Origin of the sequence: Microbacterium sp. Root1433D1, assembly GCF_001426835.1 — a bacterium.
In the GTDB taxonomy this organism is placed as follows: Bacteria; Actinomycetota; Actinomycetes; order Actinomycetales; family Microbacteriaceae; genus Microbacterium; species Microbacterium maritypicum.
In genome coordinates this window covers 546,190-561,519 of sequence record NZ_LMFN01000002.1, presented here as the reverse complement: position 1 = coordinate 561,519, position 15,330 = coordinate 546,190, and the positions used below count along the sequence as shown (strand labels likewise).

Sequence of the window (15,330 nt, the reverse complement as noted above, 5' to 3'; positions counted from 1 at the left end):
TGTCAGCCTAACGAGGACGACAGACACCCGCTGAGGAGGATGCATGAGCGACGTCGCGACGAGCGAGGGACTCGACTGGGCCACAGCCCGCGGAATGGGCGCTCTGGCCGAGAAGATGGGCATGGAGTTCGTCGAATTCAGCGTCGACCGCTGCGTCGCGACGATGCCGGTCGAGGGCAACACGCAGCCTGTCGGACTCATGCACGGCGGCGCCTACGTGGTCCTCGGGGAATCCCTCGGATCGATGGCGGCCAATCTGCACGCCGGTGCCGGACGGCTCGCCGTCGGCGTCGACATCAACGCGACGCACACGCGTTCGGCGACGTCGGGCGTCGTCACCGGCGTCTGCACCCCTGTCCACCTGGGACGCAGCATCACCGTGCACGAGATCGTGGTGACCGACGATCAGGGGCGACGTTGCTCCACGATCCGCATCACCAACATGATCAAGGACCTTCCCGCCGGGCGCTGAGCGGTTCCTCCAGCAGTCGCTGGAAGAGGAGGTGGTCCTGCCACTCCCCCGCGATGCGGAGGTACTTCGGCGCCATCCCGATGCGCTCGAAGCCGTTTCCTCGCAGCACGCTCTGGGAGCCGAGGTTGTGCACCAGTGTGGCCGCCTGCAGCCGATGAAGTCCCAGTTCCTTGCGCGAGTACTCGATGATCTGCGCGACGGCGCGGTGCGCGAGCCCGCGACGCAGCCGCGAGACGTCGACCCAGTAGCCGAGATCGGCGCTCCAGAACGCACCACGGACGATGTTGTTGATGTTCATCCGTCCGCGGATCTCACCGTCGTCGGACGCGATCACGAAGCGGACGCTGCGACCTGCGGACGCATCGTCGGCGCACTGCTGCGCGTGCTGCTCCTGCGAGGCGACGGTGAAGAACGCCTCCGTGCGTGAGGGCTCCCACGGTGCGAGGTGCTCGCGGTTCGCCAGATACGCCCGCGAGAGCGCGGCGCCATCTCCGAGGCGCACGGGCCGCAGGATGTGCTCGGTATCGAGCCGGATGACCCCGGCGCTCACCCTTACTTCTTGGGCGCGAGCTGCTCGATGATCGCCTTGGCGACGTCCTGCATCGTCAGACGGCGATCCATGGAGGCCTTCTGGATCCAGCGGAACGCCTCGGGCTCGCTCAGACCCATCTTCTCGTTGAGCAGACCCTTGGCCCGATCGACGAGCTTGCGGGTCTCGAAGCGCTCGACCATGTCGGCGACCTCGGCCTCGAGCGTGATGATCTGCTCGTGCCGGGCCAGCGCGATCTCGATCGCCGGCAGGAGGTCGTTCGGAGTGAACGGCTTCACGACGTACGCGAGAGCACCGGCCTCGCTGGCACGCTCGACGAGCTCCTTCTGGCTGAAAGCCGTGAGGAGCACGACGGGGGCGATGTTGCCCTTGTGCAGCTTCTCGGCGGCGCTGATGCCGTCGAGCTGAGGCATCTTGACATCCATGATGACGAGGTCGGGGCGCAGCTCGGTCGCCAGAGCGACCGCGGTCTCTCCATCACCGGCCTCACCGACGACATCGAAGCCGTTGTCGCGGAGGATCTCGACGATGTCGAGACGGATCAGCGACTCATCTTCGGCGACGACCACGCGTCGGGGTGCGGATGACGTGGGCTGCTCAGCCTGCTCTTCTTGCTCTGTCACAGAACCATCCTAGTGGAGTGCCCCTGTCTGCAGGCCGTAACCACTCGGCGCGGAGGATCACTCCCCCTCCCCTGCGCTAAAGTCATAGACGCGACACACGAGCCGGCGTGGCGGAATGGCAGACGCGGAGCACTCAAAATGCTTTGTCCGAAAGGGCGTGTGGGTTCGAGTCCCACCGCCGGCACCCTTGATAGATGACCCTCGAACTGGGTTTTCCTCCTCAACACCGAGGTCGCCGGCTCACAGGGACGCGGCGGTCCCGTCGTGCGTCGGGACGACATCGGCGGTGTGATACTGGAACACGAGGCGGGCCGGCACGGTCCCCGCCAGCACCTCGTCGACCGATGCGTTGACCTGGTCCAGCTCACGGGGCTCGGTGACGACCCGCGTCCGTCCGGCGGCGTGAAGGTCGAAGACCTCGGCCAGATCCTGCCTGGTCCCGACGATGGAGCCGATGATGCTGATCCCCTTGAGCACGGTGTCGAAGATCGGCACCGTGAGCTCCCCACCGGCGGGGAGGGATACCAGCACGAGCCTGCCGCCGCGGTTCAGAGAGCGGAACGCCTGGTCGAAGACCGCGGGCGCGACCGCGAGGACGACGACGACGTCGGCACCACCGAGATCTCGGATCGCAGCGACCGGATCGGCGTCGGCGGCGTTCACGACGTGGTCTGCACCCAGCTCGGATGCCAGGTCGAGTTTCTCGTCGGTGACGTCCACCGCGATGACCTTGGCGCCCACCAGGCGGGCGTACTGCACCGCAAGGTGCCCGAGCCCCCCGACACCGAAGATCGCGACCGTCTCGCCCGGCGTGACATGCGCGTTCTTGATCGCCGCGTAGGTCGTGATTCCGGCGCAGGTGAGCGGCGCGGCGTCGATAGCGGTGATGCCGTCCGGAACGGGAACGGCGAAGCGGGCGTCTGCCAGCATGTACTCGGCGTAGCCGCCGTCGACGGCGTAGCCGTTGTTGTACTGGCTCTCGCAGAGGTTCTCTCGACCATCGACGCAGTACCGGCATTCGCCGCATGCGTGGCCGAGCCAGGGCATCGCGACTCTCTGTCCGACCGTGCGGCTGGTCACGCCGTCACCGAGCTGTTCGACGATGCCCACGCCTTCGTGCCCCGGGATGAGCGGGAGCGGGGGCTTGACCGGCCAATCTCCGCGCATCGCGTGAATGTCGGTGTGGCACAGTCCGCATGTCTCCACCCGGACCAGGACCTGTCCCGGACCGGGCTGTGGGATCGGACGCTCTTCCACCTGCGCCGGTGCACCGAACTCTGTGACGACTGCTGCTCGCATCATTCCTCCTGGACGGGACTCGTGGATGCTTCAAGCCTGACGCCGCCGGACCTTCTTCCCCGGGTCGAAGGTCCCACCGTGCCGGGCGCTCACCGGACGAGCACGGTGACAGTGGAGGGACTCGAGAGGACCTCTTGGCTGGTCGAACCGAGGAGGAATCGGGCGATCGCGCCACGGCCGTGAGAGCCGATGACCGTGAGACGCGCGTCCCGCGAGAGGCGGTTGATGACGGTTGCGGCATAGCCGCGCTCGACGACTCGATGCACCTCGAGCTCCGGATACAGGCGAGGGATCCCCTTCAGAGAATCCGTCAGCGCCTCCTCCGTCACCTTCTGCATGCCGGAGAGATAGTCCGCAGGATAGGCCGACATGTTGAGCGGCAACGGGACCGTGACCCAGGTGTTGACCACGGTGAGCGGATCGCCGGTGCGCGCGGCTTCTGCCGCGGCGAAATCGATGAGCTTCCCGGACACCGCGGATCCGTCGACGCCCACGATCACGCCCCGCCGACCGGCGAGATCGATGTCGGGAACGACGACCACCGGGCAGTGGGCACCTGCTGCCACACGGATGCCGTGGTGGATGCTGCGCGCACCTGCATGATCCCCCCGGAAGTCGCTTCCGATCACGAGGAGATCGAACACCATCGATGCGCTGATCAGTTCCTCCACCGGGTTTCCTCGCGAGACCACGGTGTCCGCCTTCACCCCGTGCGCCCTGACCCGCTCCGCTTCGCGTTCGAGCAACGTCTGCGTCAGGCTGATGGCCTCGGCGACGACCGCCCCTTCGCCGACCGTTCCGATCGCGCCGCCCACCACAGAGAGGAGTTCCACCCTGCTGAGCCGTTCATTCGCGCGGTGCGCCGCCCACTCGACGGCTCGACGGGAAGCAGGAGTATCGACGACTCCGACCAGGATGCTCTCTTGCATGAGTGGTTTCCTTTCAGGGGGCGAAACGTGCGCGGGGTCGGTGCTTGGGACTGATCGGTACTTCTTCTCCGTGGGCGGGAACGCGCGCCGGCCACCCCAGCTCGTGTTCGATCCGAAGCCGCAGGGCGTCGGCGGCGGCGGGTTCGCCGTGCGTGACGTACACGGCACCGGGCGCGTGCGAGGCGCCCCGCATCCAACGGAGCACGCCATCGGCATCGGCATGCGCGGACATCGAGTCGATCGCCACCACCTCGGCTTCCACGGCGATCTCTCTGCCGAATACGCGCAGCGTGCGCGCGCCGGACAGGAGACGAGCTCCGCGTGTACCGCCGGCCTGGTACCCGGTGAGGACGATCGCATTGCGCTCATCGGGGGCGTAGGCCTGAAGATGGTGGAGGATCCGCCCGCCTGCGAGCATTCCGCTGGCCGAGATGATGATCATCGGCCCTCCGCGCAGATTGAGCAGTTTCGAGTCGTCGACGCTGTGGATCGGCGTCGCGAGCCCATACAGCCGATCGACCTCTTCTCGGGACAGCCGATGTTCCTCAGGGTGGCGTCGATACACCTCGGCGACGCTGATCGCCATCGGGCTATTGACGTAGATCGGCACATCGGGGATCTCACCGCGGTCCCGCAGGCGGGACAGATGCAACAGCACCGTCTCGGTGCGTCCGACGGCGAAGGCGGGGATGAGCACCACACCGTTGCGACGCACCGTGCGCCGCACGATGTCCCCCAGCGACGTTTCCGGGTCGACAGTGCTGTGTGCGCGATCTCCATACGTGGATTCGGTCACGAGGACGTCGGCGCCTTCGAAGGGGTGCGGCGGCCGCATGAGGGGGTCATCGGTTCGTCCGAGGTCACCGGTGAAGCACAGCCGACGACCGTCGACGTCGACATATGCGCTCATGGCGCCCAGGATGTGACCGGCCGGATGAAGCTCGACGCCGATCGCGCCGGATACAGATGTCTCCTCCCCTTCCGGCACGATGACGAACCGTTCCACGGCGCGCTCCGCATCCTGCGTCGTGTAGAGAGGTCGGGGATGCTCATGCCGAGACCACTTGTGCTTCGCCGCATGCCGTGCCTCCTCCTCGAGCAGATGCGCACTGTCCATGAGCATGATCCGGGAGAGGGAAGCCGTGCCGGCACTCGCGTAGATGCGACCCCCGAACCCGTCTCTGACGAGTGCCGGGAGGTACCCGGAGTGATCCAGATGCGCGTGGGTGAGGACCACCGCGTCGATGGAATCCGGAGGGACCGGAAACGGTGCACGGTTGCGCTCGCGGAGCACCTTGAATCCCTGGAACAGCCCGCAATCCACGAGGATCCGCGAGGAAGGGGCACTGACGAGATAGCGGGAGCCGGTCACCGTATCGGCGGCCCCGAGAAAGGTCAGGCTCGCGGCACTGCCCTTCGTCGCGGTCATGGTCGTGACCGGCTGCTCGCTGCCGACGATCCCGAGAGCGCCTCGAGGGCGAGTGCGGCACCCCAGGCATGGGCGCGTTCGAGCTCACCGGCGAGGAGTCGGCTGTCCTTGTCGACCAGGAAGCTCTCGGGGCGGACGAGCTCTCGCAGCCCCCGCTTCCGCAGCCGCGTGCTGATCGCCGTCGCCGCCGAGCCGGTGAAGATCCGCGGCATGTCGACACGGGTGTCGAAGGCGGCGAAGCCGGACACCGCGCGCGGGTCGGTCTCGATCCACTCCCGGATCCCGGTCGCTCGGCTTCCCTGCTCGAGCGACAGGTGCTTCCCGAGGTCCTTGGCCCACATCTCGGCTTCGCGCCGGGAGGCGGGTCTGCTCAGCGAGTGGGCGTGAGTGGGCGCTCCGACCACGAGGACGCCGTGCTCGTTCGGGGGAACCTCATCGCGCACGTCGACGAGGGCGGCGACGAGATGCTGCCGCACACCGTCGGCGATCGCCTCGGCCACGCGACGGGTGTTGCCGAAGAAGGACTCGAAGACGATGTCCGTGGACGGGGCGTCGGCATGCGCGTATCCACCCGTCACGATCGCGTTCCCTCATGCAGGAGAGCGGTGACGTCGATCGGCTGAGTGGAGGGAAGCTGCAGATCGGCGGGATCGATCACGCGTGGACGATGTGCGGCGAAGGTCGAGTCGGCCATGATGCTCCTCTGACGATGGTGGGAGTGCCCCGACGAGACATGCTTCTCCCGTGCGGTGCCCCTGTCAGGGTCGAACGTCCCATCAACGTTCACGACGGATCGAAGCGTTCCCCCGTCGCTCGATCGGAGAAGTGCTCCGTGGCACCGTAGACGGCCGCCTGCGTGCGACGCTGCATGCCGAGCTTCGCGAGGAGACCGGAGACGTAGTTCTTGACCGTCTTCTCGGCGAGGCCGAGGCGCTCGCCGATCTGACGGTTCGTGAGTCCTTCCGCGATCAAGCGCAGAATCTGGCTCTCGCGCAGGGTCAGCGGCGCCTCGGGGGCGGGAGGGGCCGTCGCGCGAGAAGCGAGCTCGGTGCGCACACGCGCCGTGACTGCCGGAGGCGTCAAGTCCTCACCAGCCGCCGCCCGGCGGATCGAGTCGATGAGAGAAGTGCCACGGATCGTCTTCAGGACATACCCCGACGCGCCGGCGATCACCGAGGCGGCGCTCGCCGCGTCGTCGTCGAAGGCCGTGAGCATGAGGCATCGAATCCCGGGGTGCGCCGATCGGATGCTCCGGCAGAGGTCCACGCCGCTGCCGTCCGGGAGCCGCACGTCGAGCACGACGACATCCGGCGAGGTCGCCTCCACCCGCCCGAGCGTGCCGCGCACGGTGCCGGATTCTCCGACCACCTCGAGCCCCGGCTCCGCGTCGAGGATCTGCGCGATTCCGCGACGGACGACGCTGTGGTCATCCACCAGGAACACGCCGATCATCGGGAGCCTGTCGTCTCCGCCTCGAGCGGCGCCCGCCAGTGGACCCTCGTGCCGCCGAGGTCTCGGGCCGCGACCGTGCACGTGCCGCCATGCGCTCGCGCGCGCATCTCCAGATTCGCCGTCCCGCTGACGCGCTCGGGGTTCTCGGGCATACCGATCCCGTCGTCGTCGACGACGACCGTGACATGGGATGCCGTGACGGCGACGATGACCTCCGACGTCGTGGCGCGCGCATGGCGGGCGACGTTGCTCAGCGACTCGCGCACCACGGCGACGATGTCCTCACCGAGCGCGCCGGTGACGAGGAGATCGACGGGACCGGAGAACGAGACGCGGGGAGCGCTGCGAAGACTCGGGGTGAACTCGCCCACCACGTCGAGGAGACGATGACGGACCGACTCGGGGTCCGTGGTCTGAAGAGCGAAGATGGCCGTGCGGAAGTCGGAGATGGCCGCGTCGATCTCTCCGGCGTGCGCGGAGATTGCTTCGGCACGATCAGGCGTGGTCGCTGCCAGCGCCTGCAGGCCGAGCCCTGTCCCGAACAGCCGCTGTATGACGTTGTCGTGAAGGTCTCGTGCGATCCGGGCACGATCCTCGATCAGATCCAGCCGCTGACGGTCAGCACGGGCATGCGCGAGGGCGACGGCGATGCCCGCTTGCGCGGCGAACTCGGAGAGCACCGACAGATCCTCGGACGAGAAGTGCTTCTGCGTCGCGTCGCGGACCACGCACAGGGTTCCCGCGGGCGTGCCCGCGACGAGAAGGGGGACGGCGATGGTCGATCCTCCGGAGAGATGCCCTTCGAAGGAGGGCGACTCGGCAGGATCGGCGTTGGAGACGACGCTTGCGCCGCTCATCGCCCGGGCGATCAGGGAATCGCCATCGGGAACCTCCGTGCCCTCGAGCCGATCGGCACCGACTCCTCGGGCTGTCTCCACGTGGTAGCGCCCCTCCTCGGCTCCTGGCGCAACGATCAGCACCAGGTCGGCATCGATGACGGAGGCCACCTTCTCCGCCACCACGCCGAAGACGTCACCCGCGTCCGCCGAGAGCAACGCCGCGGAGATCTCAGCAAGGGCGTGGCTGAGGCGTTGAAGGCGCTGGGACTCCTCATAGCGACGCGCATTGTCTATCGCGATCGCGGCCGTGGTCGCGAGGGCGAGCACCAGCTCTTCGTCTTCGTCGGTGAACTCGCCGCCCGTGCGGTTGGTGAGATACAGATTCCCGTAAATCTCCCCGCGCACCCGGATCGGAACGCCGAGGAACGTGCGCATGACCGGATGGTGCGCGGGCAACCCCACCGATCGCGGATCGGCGCCGAGGTCGACCAGGCGGATCGGATGCGCGCTCTCGATGACCGCCCCCAGCACACCATGCCCCTCCGGAAGATCACCGATCCGATCAGCGACGTCATCCGGCATCCCGACGTGGATGAACTGCTCCAGGCGCCCCTCGCGGTCGATCACACCGAGCGCGCCGTATTGCGCATCCACCAGGGTCACGGCGGCCTCGGCGATGTGGCGAAGAACCTGTTCGAGGTCGAGGTCCTCCACGACGATCTGGCTCGCACGGAGCAGGCTGCGCAGTCGGCCCTGGGCGCTGAGCACGTGCTGAGCTCGTTCTACCAGCTCGCCGATCGTGCTCTCCAGCTCGGATCGGCGCTGGTCGGGGAACCGAAGCTCTTCGTCGTCCATCACCCCCACTTTCCGCGGCAGTCATTGCCGACACTACTCTCGAAAGGAACCTCTGCGGGACCTTCGACTCTTCAGACTCGACCTCCCTCATCGGACGATGGCATTCCACCGAGAGAGGAAGCGCACGAATGCCTGCACGATATGTCCTGGCGCTCAAGGGACGCGGTGGCGAGGAAACGGCGCATGCGTGGGCCGAGTCGCATGCTGCCGCGGCCGGCGTCCCGGTCATCCGCGTGCATGTGTCGACCGGAGACGATGCGGATTTCGCGCACCCCGAACCGCACAGGACGACGGACGTCGTACTCCCGAGGGGGCCCGTGCCGGAGCAGCTCGCCCGCTTCCTCCAGGATGATGACGCCCTGGTGATCAGCACCGGCAAGACGGGGTTCATCCACAGCCGTGTCTTCGGCACCATGAGTCTGCGCATCGCAGCGGTGGCGCGCTGCGCCGTCGTGGTCGTGCCGCACCTCGATCTGCGCTTCCGCTCGGGGGTCGTCGCCGGAGTGAAGGCCGATGACCTGCTCGATCCCGTCGTCCGCGCTGCATCCGACGAGGCCGCACGGCGCGGGGAGCCGCTGCAAGTCGTGCATTCCTCGTTCTCCGGGATCGTTCCGGCGCCCGTGGAGACGTCGGCATCCGCGCTGGAGCAGGCGGCCGCTCTCGTCCAACGGCTGCACCCTCGGGCCACGCTGCGAACGCGCGAGACCGTGCGGCCGCCGGCGGAAGCGCTGTTGGACGCCTCCCGGAATGCCGCACTCGTCGTCATCGGCGCAGGGCACGCGCATCGCAGCGAGCATTCCCTCGGACCTGTCGTCCAGGACGTCCTCGTCAACATCAACGCACCCGTCCTCATCGTGCCCGGCGATCGGGCCCACCACTCGGGATGAGCCGAGACCACACCGTGGGACGTTCGCCTCTGCGAGCCGCTCCCGCGGGGTGAATCCTGGACGGATGACAGACATCGTCGAGCCGCTCCCCATCGTCGTCGGCGTCGATGGCTCCGCCGCCTCCGTGGAGGCGTTGTCGTACGCGGCGCGCATCGCCGCTGCACTCGATGTCCCACTCGCGGCGGTGACCACCTGGACGTATCCGGTGATGCTCGATCCGTTCGATCCCGGCACCGAATGGTCTCCCAAGATGGATGCGCAGCGGTGCCTCCTCGATACCGTGCGTGCAGCGTTCCAGGGATCACCTCCGGAGCATTTCTCGCAGTCGGTCGTTCCCGGCCGCGCCGCAGAGGTGCTCATCGAACAGAGCGACCGGGCGTCGATGCTCGTCGTCGGCAGTCGTGGACATGGGGGATTCGCCGGGCTGCTCCTCGGCTCCGTCAGTGCGGCGTGCGCGGCCCACGCCCGCTGTCCGGTGCTCGTCGTCCACACACCGATGCCGCACCCCGTCACATCCGAAGCCCCTCGAGCCTCCGCTCCCCCTGGAAAGCGCTGATCGTCACGGCCGAGAGAAGAGAGAGGAACCGCACTGCCCCTGGAGCGCGGCCCCTGTCCCTTTTTCTCGGAGCGGCCCTCCCGATGCGGGCGACTCCCCCCTCTTTTTCCCAGAAGGCGAGGATACGACGCGAAGGCCGCCCCACGGTGGGTCTTTGGTCCCGTGACGAGTCCTGTTCCCGTCCGAGTCGCGAGCTGTACTGTGAGCTGCACGTCGGCACCCGCCTTGATGGCCGCCTCGCCGTCCGACAACGAAGAGAGGGACGAATGCACCGAGTGTTCCTGGTCGACGATCACGAGATCGTGCGCCGCGGCATCGCCGGACTCCTCGACGCGCACCCCGATCTGACGGTGGTCGGGGAAGCATCGACCTGCAGCGAGGCGGTCATCCGGATCGCCGAGACCCTCCCGGACGTCGCCGTCCTGGACGTGCATCTCCCTGACGGCAGCGGTATCGATCTGTGCCGCCACATCCGCCAAGCCCATCCGAGCGTGCGATGCCTGATCCTGACCGCATTCGACGATGACGACGCGCTCGTCGCCGCCGTCATGGGCGATGCCTCCGGCTACCTGTTGAAGAGTCTGCACACCGACGAACTCGTGCGTGCCGTCTGCGCCGTGGCCGACGGAGAGTCGCTGCTGAATCCCTCGATGGTGCGCCGCATCACCCATCGCGTGCGCGACGCCCGCACAGAGGACCCTCGTTACGGATCGCTCAACCTGCGCGAGAAGCAGACGCTCGCGCTGATCGCCGAAGGACTGACCAACGCTCAGATCGGTGACCGTCTCGGGCTCGCGGAGAAGACGGTGAAGAACTACGTCTCCTCCGTGCTCAGCAAGCTCGGGCTGGAGCGCCGGACGCAGGCGGCCGTGCTCGAAACGGAGCGGACGGCCGGAATCGGCTCTCCCGGTGCGCCGTCGGCGCCACCTCATCAATAAGGGCGGACGACGATGCGGTTGTCGAGCTCGGTCACATGCGGAGAGGCCCAGGCCGCTTCCACAGCCTGATTCTTCTCCGCCCATGATCGGACGGTGCCGGTGAGCATGACCGAGGTGCCCGAGACCGCGACCTCGATCGTGTGCGCGTCGACGAGCGCGTTGCGCCTGATCGCGCCGCGGATGCGTTCCTCTGCATCCGCCGCCGAGGGCCGGGCGGTGAGCGTGATCATGCTGTTCACGGTTCGCACACCTTTCAGATGCTGCACCGCGCGCTTCGCGGCGCGCCGCTCGTAGTCCCAGTCCACCTCCCCCATGAGGCTGACGTCGCCGCCCTCGATCACCGCCTTCACGCCGGGAGGGACGTCAGCGGCAGCGCGAAGAGCGTGCTCCACCTCCTCCGCGACGGCGGTGTCGGCCATGTGTTCGTCCGGCGACGACGGCAGGCCGAGGTGGTCGATGACGGCATTCACGCCGCGCACGCGCAGGGCGGCGTGTCGTGCCGCCAGGCGCTCGGTGTGGCTGTCGACTTCACCGGAGAGGGCCACTGTGCCGTCTTCGACCGCGACGCCGATCCCCGCGCTGTCGACATCGGGGGTCCACTCCAGTTCCTGCTGGACCGCTCGCTGGAGGTCTTCGTCATCGATGCGGCTGGTGGATGTCATGGTGCTACTCCTTCTGATCGTGGTGCTCGGGTTCGACGGAAGGCGCAGAGATCCCGCGGTCACCGCCGTTCGGGGTGGGGGCGCTGTTCCAGGTCCACCCCGCGATCTCAGGCGCATCTTCGCCGTGCGCGCGCGTGTAGGTCCGCGCACGAAGCCGCGCATCCTGCATTTCCTGTCGCAGCACCGCGTGCGTGGAGGCGAGGCCGGGCACCCGGTCGATCACGTCGATCACGAGGTGGAACCGGTCCATGTCGTTCATCATGACCATGTCGAACGGTGTCGTCGTGGTGCCCTCCTCGATGTAGCCGCGCACATGGAGGTTGTCGTGTCCGTGCCGCCGGTACGTGAGGCGGTGGATGAGCCACGGGTAGCCGTGGTAGGCGAAGATCACAGGCCTGTCCTCGGTGAAGACGGCGTCGTACTCCCGGTCGCTGAGTCCGTGCGGATGCTCGCCCTCGTTCTGGAGCCGCATCAGGTCGACCACGTTGACGACTCGGACGCTCAATCGAGGCATGCGCTCACGGATGATGGCTGCTGCGGCGAGGACCTCCAGCGTCGGGACATCACCCGCCGCCGCGAGGACGACGTCCGGTTCCTGATCCGTCCGCTCGTTCCCGGCCCATTCCAGGATGCCCAGCCCCCGTGTGCAGTGTTCGATGGCCTCCGACATCGTCAACCAGTTCGGCGCCGGCTGCTTGCCGGCGACGACGACGTTGACGTAGTCCACCGAACGCAGACAGTGATCGTAGGTCGACAGGAGCGTGTTGGCGTCGAAGGGCAGGTAGACGCGCACCACATCCGCCTTCTTGTTCACCACGTGGTCGATGAATCCCGGGTCCTGGTGCGACAGCCCGTTGTGATCCTGACGCCAGACGTGTGAGCTGAGCAGGTAGTTCAGTGAGGAGATCGGGCGGCGCCAGGGAATGCCCTTCGCGGTCTTCAGCCATTTGGCGTGCTGATTGAACATCGAGTCGACGATGTGCACGAACGCCTCGTAGGAATTGAAGACTCCATGGCGCCCCGTCAGCAGGTAGCCCTCGAGCCAACCCTGACACTGGTGTTCGCTGAGCATCTCGACGACGCGGCCGGCCCTGGCCAGGTGGTTATCGTCATCGATCGGCCACAGCGCGGCGTTCCACTGCTTGTCCGTGACCTCGAAGACGGCGTCGAGACGGTTGGAGGCGGTCTCGTCGGGGCCGAAGATCCGGAAGTCCTTCGGGTTGGCCGCGATCACATCGCGCAGCCAGGTGCCGAGAACGCGGGTGGCCTCGCTGACGGACCCTCCCGGAGCCGGGACATCGACGGCGTAGTCGCGGAAGTCCGGGAGAACCAGGTCTCTGCGCAGGAGGCCGCCGTTCGCCACGGGGTTGGCACTCATCCGCGCATCTCCCTCCGGCGCGAGAGCGGCCACGGACGCTCTGATCGAACCCGACTCGTCGAACAGCTCCTCCGGCCGGTAGGAGCGCATCCAGTGCTCGAGCAGCTGGGTGTGCGCGAGCGTGTCGCGGGCGTCCCGAAGGGGAACCTGGTGCGAACGCCAGTTGTCCTCCGCCGGATGTCCGTCGATCACCTTCGGGCAGGTCCACCCCTTGGGTGTGCGCAGCACGATCATCGGCCAGGCGGGACGGGCGTTGAGCGCGCCCGACGCCGCATCCGCCTTGATCTGCGCGATCTGGTTGAGCACCTGATCCAGGGTGTGCGCGAATCGTCTGTGGACTTCGAGGGGATCCTCACCGTCGAAGCCTCCGGAGACGAGGTACGGCGTGTGCCCGTACCCGCGCATCAACTGCAGAAGCTCCTCTTCGGGGATGCGGGCGAGCACGGTCGGGTTGGCGATCTTGTAGCCGTTCAGGTGCAGGATCGGCAGCACCACCCCGTCGTGCTGGGGATCGAGGAACTTGTTCGAGTGCCATCCGGTCGCCAGGGGCCCGGTCTCGGCTTCGCCGTCGCCGACGACGGCGGCGACCGACCAGCAGGTCCGGATTGTCGAATGCAGCCCCGTAGGCGTGCGCCAGCGAGTAGCCGAGCTCGCCACCCTCGTGGATCGACCCCGGGGTCTCCGGTGCCACGTGGCTGGGGATCCCCCCGGGGAAGGAGAACTGGCGGAACAGCGCGCGGACGCCGTTCTCGGTGCGAGGGATCGCGTCGTACACCTCGCTGTATGTGCCGTCCAGGTAGGCGTTGGCGACCATCCCGGGCCCTCCGTGACCCGGCCCGGCGACGAAGAGGACATCGAGCGCACGCTCCCGGATGACGTGGTTCAGGTGGGCGTAGATGAAGTTGAGGCCGGGCGTGGTCCCCCAGTGGCCGAGCAGTCGCGGCTTGATGTGGTCGCGGGTGAGCGGCTCGCGCAGCAGAGGGTTGTCGAGCAGGTAGATCTGCCCCACCGACAGGTAGTTCGCTGCACGCCACCAGGCGTTCAGAGCCTCCAGCGTCGGGGGTGACGGTTCGGTCAGCTCGACGCTCGGCCAGCTGAGGGCTCCGGACGCACTCATCGCGTTTCGTCTCGGAAGGGGGTTCGCGTCATGAGCACGAGTACATCTCCGTTCGCTCGGGCGCTCCAGTGCCGAAGGTCCCGAGCCGGTCCACGAGATCCTCGGACAGCGTTCGCCGCAGACCCTTTCGCCAGACGACCTCTGGAGTCAGGTCGGTGTGACCTTCGTCCCGGGGATCGCGCACCGGACCCGCGATCGTGGGGGGATGGAGACCACACGGACCGACCGCATCATCGTGGGCGTCGATGGCTCGGCGTCATCCGTCGAAGCGCTGCGCTACGCCGCTCCCCTGGCGGACGCGCTGAACAGACCTCTGCACGTCGTCACCACATGGACCGCACCACCCATCGATCCCTATGCGGCCATCGAGTGGTCGCCCGAACAGGACGCCGAGGAGATTCTCGGTGACAGCATCCGGAAGGCCTTCGGCGGACGACCACCCGCCGGACTGACCCAGCGGACACTGCTCGGTGCTCCCGCACGAACGCTCATCGGACTGAGCGAGAACTGCTACATGCTCGTGCTGGGCAGTCGCGGTCACGGAGGGTTCGCCGGATTGCTCCTGGGATCGGTCAGCGCCGCATGCGCGGAACACGCGCACTGTCCCGTCCTGATCGTCCACACACCGAAGACCGCAACCGCAGACGGCGACCACACTCGACTCTGATCCCGAGAGGCCCGCTCGACGCCAGGACGACGAAGCCGAACTCGCCCGCCGGTGCCGACGGACATCTGCGTGCCGACGACCGCTCTGGCCTCCGACTCCGACTACTGTCGCGCCTCCGAGTGCGCTCGTCCGAGGTTCACGAGCGATACGAAGACGAAGACGATCACGGTGACCGCGGTGGCCAGCCCCAGGGCGACCGCTGCGCCCCAGACGAGTCCGACGTTGACGCCACCCGCTCCTGGCGGCTGGAGAGCGGAGTCCAGCTGGACGAGGAGCATAGCTCCGGTGAGGAGGATTCCGGCTGCTTGGGCGGCGATCAGGACGGTCGCGCCACGAGGAAGCTCTCGGAAGCGCCCCACGGTCAGCAGGCGCACGGTCGCGACGAGGGCAACGAGCAGCGACACGTACACGACGACGGTCTGGATCACGGCGGCCACCGTGACAGGGAGGAAGACACCGCGCGCCACACACGTCTGCGCGAACGGGAACAGCTCGAAGACCCAATCACGTCCGCCCTCGCCCGGTCCAGGACAGACCCCTGTGTAGCGGTCACGCCCTGCATTCGTGGACACCACGAAGACGCTCAGGATGAAGAGGCACCATGCCACCCACCCGATGACCGTGGGCCGCAACGACGACCGTCGGGTTCTCGGGACCGTTGGCGTCATGAGCGCCAT

15 protein-coding genes, 1 tRNA gene and 1 pseudogene are annotated in these 15,330 nt (G+C 67.4%); 6 read left to right on the top strand and 11 right to left on the bottom strand.

Features of this window, described 5'->3' with window-relative positions; translation table 11 throughout:
• The first annotated feature begins 43 nt into the window (after positions 1–43).
• Complete coding sequence (locus tag ASD13_RS08590; RefSeq protein WP_055868202.1) at positions 44–472, top strand: hotdog fold thioesterase; 429 nt, start codon at positions 44–46, stop codon at positions 470–472.
• Here the strand turns inward: ASD13_RS08590 and ASD13_RS08585 are convergent.
• The gene (locus tag ASD13_RS08585; protein WP_082531448.1) at positions 447–1,022 is read right to left on the bottom strand and encodes a GNAT family N-acetyltransferase; all 576 of its coding nucleotides are present in this window, start codon (positions 1,020–1,022) and stop codon (positions 447–449) included. The genes ASD13_RS08590 and ASD13_RS08585 overlap by 26 nt on opposite strands.
• 2 nt (positions 1,023–1,024) lie before the next feature.
• Positions 1,025–1,645 carry an ANTAR domain-containing response regulator gene (locus tag ASD13_RS08580; protein WP_017830602.1) on the bottom strand — a complete coding sequence of 207 codons (621 nt, stop codon included), beginning with the start codon at positions 1,643–1,645 and terminating at the stop codon, positions 1,025–1,027.
• 101 nt (positions 1,646–1,746) lie between these two features.
• Here ASD13_RS08580 and ASD13_RS08575 point away from each other — a divergent pair.
• Positions 1,747–1,829: transfer RNA gene (locus ASD13_RS08575), tRNA-Leu, on the top strand.
• A gap of 56 nt (positions 1,830–1,885) precedes the next feature.
• Here ASD13_RS08575 and adhP read toward each other — a convergent pair.
• From adhP to ASD13_RS08545, 6 genes are all read right to left on the bottom strand, one after another.
• Complete coding sequence (gene adhP / locus ASD13_RS08570) at positions 1,886–2,944, bottom strand: alcohol dehydrogenase AdhP (RefSeq protein WP_055869158.1); 1,059 nt, start codon at positions 2,942–2,944, stop codon at positions 1,886–1,888.
• Between the two features lie 89 nt (positions 2,945–3,033).
• Complete coding sequence (locus ASD13_RS08565; RefSeq protein WP_055868200.1) at positions 3,034–3,873, bottom strand: universal stress protein; 840 nt, start codon at positions 3,871–3,873, stop codon at positions 3,034–3,036.
• A gap of 13 nt (positions 3,874–3,886) precedes the next feature.
• On the bottom strand, positions 3,887–5,302 hold the full coding sequence (locus ASD13_RS08560; RefSeq protein WP_055868197.1) for an MBL fold metallo-hydrolase: 1,416 nt from the start codon (positions 5,300–5,302) through the stop codon (positions 3,887–3,889).
• A complete protein-coding gene (locus ASD13_RS08555) occupies positions 5,299–5,880 on the bottom strand; it encodes a flavodoxin family protein (protein WP_055868194.1) in 582 nt (193 codons plus the stop codon). The genes ASD13_RS08560 and ASD13_RS08555 overlap by 4 nt, the downstream gene beginning before the upstream one ends.
• A 205-nt stretch (positions 5,881–6,085) precedes the next feature.
• Complete coding sequence (locus tag ASD13_RS08550; RefSeq protein ID WP_055868191.1) at positions 6,086–6,754, bottom strand: response regulator; 669 nt, start codon at positions 6,752–6,754, stop codon at positions 6,086–6,088.
• On the bottom strand, positions 6,751–8,448 hold the full coding sequence (locus tag ASD13_RS08545) for a sensor histidine kinase (protein WP_055868187.1): 1,698 nt from the start codon (positions 8,446–8,448) through the stop codon (positions 6,751–6,753). Before ASD13_RS08545 ends, ASD13_RS08550 begins: the two co-directional genes overlap by 4 nt.
• 128 nt (positions 8,449–8,576) lie before the next feature.
• On the opposite strand from ASD13_RS08545, the gene ASD13_RS08540 reads away from it, so the two are divergent.
• The 3 genes from ASD13_RS08540 (at position 8,577) to ASD13_RS08530 (ending at position 10,829) form a co-directional block, all read left to right on the top strand.
• Positions 8,577–9,335: a universal stress protein gene (locus tag ASD13_RS08540; protein WP_055868185.1), complete on the top strand. Its 759-nt coding sequence runs from the start codon at positions 8,577–8,579 to the stop codon at positions 9,333–9,335.
• A gap of 64 nt (positions 9,336–9,399) precedes the next feature.
• The gene (locus ASD13_RS08535) at positions 9,400–9,891 is read left to right on the top strand and encodes a universal stress protein (RefSeq protein WP_055868181.1); all 492 of its coding nucleotides are present in this window, start codon (positions 9,400–9,402) and stop codon (positions 9,889–9,891) included.
• A 266-nt stretch (positions 9,892–10,157) separates the two neighbouring features.
• A complete protein-coding gene (locus tag ASD13_RS08530) occupies positions 10,158–10,829 on the top strand; it encodes a response regulator (protein WP_055868178.1) in 672 nt (223 codons plus the stop codon).
• On the opposite strand, the gene ASD13_RS08525 is transcribed toward ASD13_RS08530, so the two are convergent.
• Positions 10,823–11,491, bottom strand: a complete 669-nt coding sequence (locus ASD13_RS08525; RefSeq protein WP_055868175.1) for a BON domain-containing protein — start codon at positions 11,489–11,491, stop codon at positions 10,823–10,825. The two genes, ASD13_RS08530 and ASD13_RS08525, sit on opposite strands and share 7 nt — an antisense overlap.
• A 4-nt stretch (positions 11,492–11,495) precedes the next feature.
• A pseudogene (locus ASD13_RS08520) lies at positions 11,496–13,986 on the bottom strand (phosphoketolase family protein).
• 205 nt (positions 13,987–14,191) lie between these two features.
• Between ASD13_RS08520 and ASD13_RS08515 the strand changes: the two are divergent.
• Complete coding sequence (locus ASD13_RS08515; protein ID WP_055869157.1) at positions 14,192–14,653, top strand: universal stress protein; 462 nt, start codon at positions 14,192–14,194, stop codon at positions 14,651–14,653.
• Between the two features lie 101 nt (positions 14,654–14,754).
• Here ASD13_RS08515 and ASD13_RS08510 read toward each other — a convergent pair whose 3' ends face one another.
• The gene (locus ASD13_RS08510) at positions 14,755–15,321 is read right to left on the bottom strand and encodes a hypothetical protein (protein WP_157535608.1); all 567 of its coding nucleotides are present in this window, start codon (positions 15,319–15,321) and stop codon (positions 14,755–14,757) included.
• Between the last annotated feature and the right edge of the window lie 9 nt (positions 15,322–15,330).